Below are 5104 nucleotides of genomic sequence, written 5' to 3' on the forward strand. Positions count from 1 at the left end.
GTGCTCAGGAAGGCACGATGGGTGAAATTGACGAAAATACTGTCGCTTATCACTTCCATGAGCCACTCGGGGTTGTCGGTCAGATTATTCCCTGGAACTTCCCGTTATTAATGGCGGCATGGAAACTTGCTCCGGCATTGGCTGCTGGTAACTGTGTTGTTATGAAACCGGCTGAACAAACACCAGTATCTATCCTGATTCTGGCCGAATTAATTGCTGATTTACTGCCTGCTGGCACATTAAACATTGTTAACGGTTTTGGTCGCGAAGCTGGCCAGGCATTAGGCACAAGCAAACGCATCGCCAAAATCGCGTTTACCGGTTCAACACCAGTCGGCTCATTAATTATGAAATACGCGGCTGAAAACATTATTCCTTCAACCGTAGAGTTAGGCGGTAAATCGCCAAACATCTTCTTCGAAGACATCATGCAACAGGAACAGGATTACATTAATAAATGTGCCGAAGGCATGGTCTTGGCGTTCTTTAACCAAGGTGAAGTTTGTACCTGCCCTTCCCGTGCCGTGATTCAGGAAAGCATCTACGACGAGTTCATCGCTGTGGTGATGGAACGCGCCAAAATGATTAAACGCGGTAACCCGCTGGACACTGAGACACAAGTCGGTGCCCAGGCTTCACAGGAGCAGTTCGACAAAATCCTCAGCTATGTTGAGATTGGTAAACAAGAAGGTGCTCAATTACTGATGGGCGGTGGTATCGAGCAATTAGGACCTGAATTCAATAACGGTTTCTACATCGAACCCACCTTGATGAAAGGCAATAACAAAATGCGTATCTTCCAGGAAGAAATTTTTGGACCTGTGGTTTCGGTAACCACCTTCAAAGATGAAGCTGAAGCACTGGAAATTGCCAATGACACCGAATTTGGTCTGGGTGCCGGTTTATGGACGCGCGATATGAACCTGGCCTATCGTATGGGACGTGCTATTCAGGCAGGCCGTGTATGGACCAACTGCTACCATCATTATCCAGCGCATGCTGCCTTTGGCGGTTACAAAAAATCCGGTGTCGGTCGTGAAACACACAAGATTGCTCTGGAACATTACCAGCAAACTAAAAACCTGTTGGTCAGCTACAGCACAAGCCCGCTCGGCTTCTTCTAAAACGTACTGCCATTAAATCAGACTCTCCCCTAAGCATGCCTTTCGGGAGAGTTTTTTATTGGCTGTTGACTACATTTAACGCTGGTAGCGGACTATACTCAGAAAGAGAGAATAATAAGGTAAGGTATTTATGGCTCAGAATAATATTGAATCAACCCTTCACGAGAATCGGCACTTTCCGCCTTGCGAGAGTTTTTATAAAACATCTGCGCTAACCCCAAAAAAACTTGATGCGCTGTACACCAAAGCGGACGAGGACCATCTAGCTTTCTGGGGCGATTTAGCCAGACAGGAACTCGATTGGATAAAACCCTTTACCCAAACGCTGGATGACAGTAATGCACCGTTTTATAAATGGTTTGCTGACGGTCAGTTGAATGTTTCCTATAACTGCCTCGACAGGCAATTAACAAACAATGCGGAAAAAACGGCCATTATTTTTGAAGGCGAACCGGGTGACGTCCAACATATTACGTATCGTGTTTTGCACGAAAAAGTATGTGTGTTTGCCAATGCGTTAAAAAATCAGGGCATCCAAAAAGGCGATCGGGTCATTATCTACATGCCGATGATTACTGAAGCCGTAGTAGCTATGCAGGCCTGTGCCCGAATCGGCGCCATTCATTCCGTCGTATTTGGAGGCTTCTCGGCTGAAGCCCTGAAAGATCGTATTGAAGACACCCAAGCCAAACTGGTGATTACCGCGGATGGTGGTCATCGTGGTGGCAAGATCATCCCGCTGAAAAACACCGCTGATCAGGCATTAGCTAAAGGCTGCGAAAGTGTTGAAACAGTCATTGTCTTCAAACGCTGTGGCAACGACATCACGCTGCAGAATGGTCGGGATATCTGGTGGCATGATGCGGAACAGGATCAGTCAGCAGAATGCCACCCTGAACCGATGAATGCCTGCGACCCGCTTTTTTTACTTTACACATCAGGTTCGACCGGCAAACCGAAAGGTATTCAACACTCTTCAGCGGGTTACCTGCTGAATGCCATTACCACCATGCGCTGGGTGTTTGATATTCAGGCTAAAGATGTCTTCTGGTGTACTGCAGATGTTGGCTGGATTACCGGCCATACCTATGTTGCCTACGGCCCGCTGGCCGTCGGCGCCACCATGATTATTTATGAAGGTGTTCCTACTGTTCCGGATGCCGGACGTTTCTGGGATGTCTGTGCCCGCCATCATGTCACTGTTTTCTATACCGCACCGACAGCCATTCGGGCATTAATGAAAGCCGGTGATGATATTCCTCAACGCTATGATCTGTCTCACTTACGCTTGCTTGGCACGGTAGGTGAACCGATTAATCCGGAAGCCTGGATGTGGTATCACCGGGTGATTGGGCAAGAGCGCTGTCCTATAGTCGATACCTGGTGGCAAACTGAAACTGGGGCTCACATGATTGCACCGGTTCCTGCTGTAACGGTGACTAAACCCGGTTCCTGCACCCGTGCCCTTCCCGGTATAGATGCTGCCGTAGTCAATGAGCAAGGTGAAGCACTTGGCGCCAATCAAGGCGGTTTTCTGGTGATTCGTAAACCATGGCCATCGATGATCCAGACTATCTGGGGTGATGATCAACGTTATAAAGACACCTATTGGCCTTATTTCGATGGCAAATATTATCTGGCCGGAGACAGTGCGCGTCAGGACGAGGAAGGTTACTTCTGGATCATGGGCCGTATTGACGATGTGCTCAACGTCTCCGGTCATCGCTTGGGCACCATGGAAATTGAATCGGCATTAGTCGCCCATGAAGCGGTTGCTGAAGCAGCTGTGGTAGGTAAACCCCATGATGTGAAAGGCGAATCAGTGTTTGCCTATGTTGTATTAAAAGGTGAGCGTCCGGCGGGCGGCGTTGATGAAGATATGACCAATGAATTACGCGCCTGGGTAGCAGAGCAAATCGGACCTATCGCCAAACCCGATGAAATCCGTTATTCCGATAATCTGCCTAAAACCCGCAGCGGCAAAATCATGCGTCGTTTGCTGCGCACCATTGCCAAAGGTGAGGAGATCACGCAAGACACCTCCACCCTGGAAAACGAAGGCATTTTATTGCAACTGCAAGGTAAGGCTTAATGGCGAAAGCCGAACCCGAAAGTCAGAAAAATCAACGATTGGATAAGTGGCTCTGGGCTGCGCGGTTTTACAAAACCCGCAGCCTGGCCGTTGAAGCCATTAATGGTGGTAAAGTTCATGCAAACGGTCAGCGTGCCAAACCCAGCAGAACAATCCATCCTGGTGATCAATTAACCATTTCACAACCGCCTTATGAATATGTCATTGATGTTTTAGGCCTACAAAAACAACGTCGACCGGCCAGCGAAGCCCAGTTGCTCTATCAGGAAACCGCAGAGAGTCGTGAAAAACGCGAATTGTTGCGTGAGCAGATTAAAAATGAACCTTTAGGTTTTCGTGACCAAAAAGGCCGGCCCAGCAAACGTGATCGCCGGCATATCATTAAATTTACCCGAGGCGACTGATGAGCATAGACAAATCTTCCCTGCTCGCCAGTGCAGATAAAGAACTGCCGGCACTGCAGTATGCTGTTGAACTGCAAAAAACCGCTGCGCAGATTGGTTTTGACTGGCCACATATTGATGGCGTGATTGCCAAAATTCATGAAGAACTCGATGAAGTAGCAGCCGAACTGGATGACAGAGATCAGACTAAATTACAGGAAGAAATTGGCGATTTGTTATTTGCTATTACCAATCTCGCCAGACACCTGAATATCGATCCGCAACAAGCCATCCAGCAATGTAATCAGAAATTCCTCCGCCGCTTTCGATACATTGAAACGCAGATTTTCAAACAGCAGAAAACATTAAAAACCGCCTCATTAGATGAGCTGGATGCATTGTGGGATGAAGCGAAATCTATCGAGAAAAAGAATTAGGTTATGTAGGTAATTATATGTTTTTAAACATCTAAAAATAACCTATATGTCAACATAGATGATTCGGTGAAACCATGCTGTTCATAAAACCGATGCGCGGGATCATTGTCATGATCCGTGAGCAAGGTGATACGTTTACAGCCCTTTTCTCTGGCAAATTCAATCGCATGTTTCAATAATGCCGACCCGACTCCCTGTCCGCGGTTTTGTGGTGCGATAACCATATCCTCCAGAATCGCTACGCGACTGCCCAAAGCAGTTGAAACGGTATAGAGCAAATTCACCATACCGATAATCTGGCCCTCTGCTTTTGCGACCAGAATATCGCCGATACCATCGCCATCAATAATCGCCCCCAGACCCAGAGCCTGTAATTCGTGATCCGGTTTAAATTCGGCTTCCTGACTGAACAAGCTATCGAGTAACAAACACAACTGCGGTACATCCGTGCTAACAGCTGTCTGAATTTTCATGCTTTACCCTGCGGGAGTTAATAAATTTTCGGTTTGGAACTGCTCCTTGCCGGTATACACCAGAAAGTGTTTCCCTTTCGCTCGGGCAACCATTCCAATCCCAATATCCAAAGCGATACTAAGCCCCATTTCGGTCACGCCACTGCGCGACAACAATAAGGGCACCTGCATCTGCGCCACTTTTATCACCATCTCGGAAGTCAGCCGACCCGTGGTATAAAACACTTTTCCGTCGCCATGGATATTGTTCAGCCACATCCAGCCGGAAATCGCATCAACGGCATTATGTCGTCCGACATCTTCCACAAAAAATAACACTTCATTTTGCTGGCACAGCGCACAGCCATGTACGGCCCCTGCCTGTTTATACATTTCGTTGTATTCGTTTAACGCATGCAACACGTCATAGATAGACTGAGCACTGAATTCCGGACATTGCAGTTTCAGTTCTGAAAGCGAATCCATCACATGCCCAAACATGGTGCCCTGCCCACAGCCACTGGTGGCAATTCGTCTGGACATCAGCGAATCAAGATTGTTTTTCTGCTGAAAGGTGGTCACAGCGACGGCATCGACATCCCAATCCACCTGGATG

The 5104-nt window shown here is 47.7% G+C and carries 6 protein-coding genes; 4 read left to right on the forward strand and 2 right to left on the reverse strand.

Annotation, left to right across the window (positions count from 1 at the left end; genetic code table 11):
* The 4 genes from B3O33_RS02830 to B3O33_RS02845 form a co-directional block, all read left to right on the forward strand.
* On the forward strand, window positions 1–1124 hold a 1124-nt coding region (locus B3O33_RS02830), incomplete at its 5' end, for an aldehyde dehydrogenase family protein (protein WP_292362886.1).
* Window positions 1125–1254: 130 nt separating this feature from the next.
* Window positions 1255–3216 carry an acetate--CoA ligase gene (gene acs / locus B3O33_RS02835; RefSeq protein ID WP_292359591.1) on the forward strand — a complete coding sequence of 654 codons (1962 nt, stop codon included), beginning with the start codon at window positions 1255–1257 and terminating at the stop codon, window positions 3214–3216.
* A complete protein-coding gene (locus B3O33_RS02840; protein WP_292359593.1) occupies window positions 3216–3620 on the forward strand; it encodes an RNA-binding S4 domain-containing protein in 405 nt (134 codons plus the stop codon). Before acs ends, B3O33_RS02840 begins: the two co-directional genes overlap by 1 nt.
* A complete protein-coding gene (locus B3O33_RS02845; protein WP_292359595.1) occupies window positions 3620–4036 on the forward strand; it encodes a MazG nucleotide pyrophosphohydrolase domain-containing protein in 417 nt (138 codons plus the stop codon). Before B3O33_RS02840 ends, B3O33_RS02845 begins: the two co-directional genes overlap by 1 nt.
* Before the next feature lie 23 nt (window positions 4037–4059).
* On the opposite strand, the gene B3O33_RS02850 is transcribed toward B3O33_RS02845, so the two are convergent.
* Together B3O33_RS02850 and B3O33_RS02855 are read right to left on the reverse strand one after the other, a co-directional pair.
* A complete protein-coding gene (locus B3O33_RS02850; protein ID WP_292359596.1) occupies window positions 4060–4509 on the reverse strand; it encodes a GNAT family N-acetyltransferase in 450 nt (149 codons plus the stop codon).
* Between the two features lie 3 nt (window positions 4510–4512).
* Window positions 4513–5104, reverse strand: a 592-nt coding sequence (locus tag B3O33_RS02855; protein ID WP_292362888.1) for a formate dehydrogenase accessory sulfurtransferase FdhD, incomplete at its 5' end; no start/stop codon positions are given.

The sequence above is a fragment of the Methylophaga sp. UBA1464 genome (assembly GCF_002325665.1).
Lineage (GTDB): Bacteria > Pseudomonadota > Gammaproteobacteria > Nitrosococcales > Methylophagaceae > Methylophaga.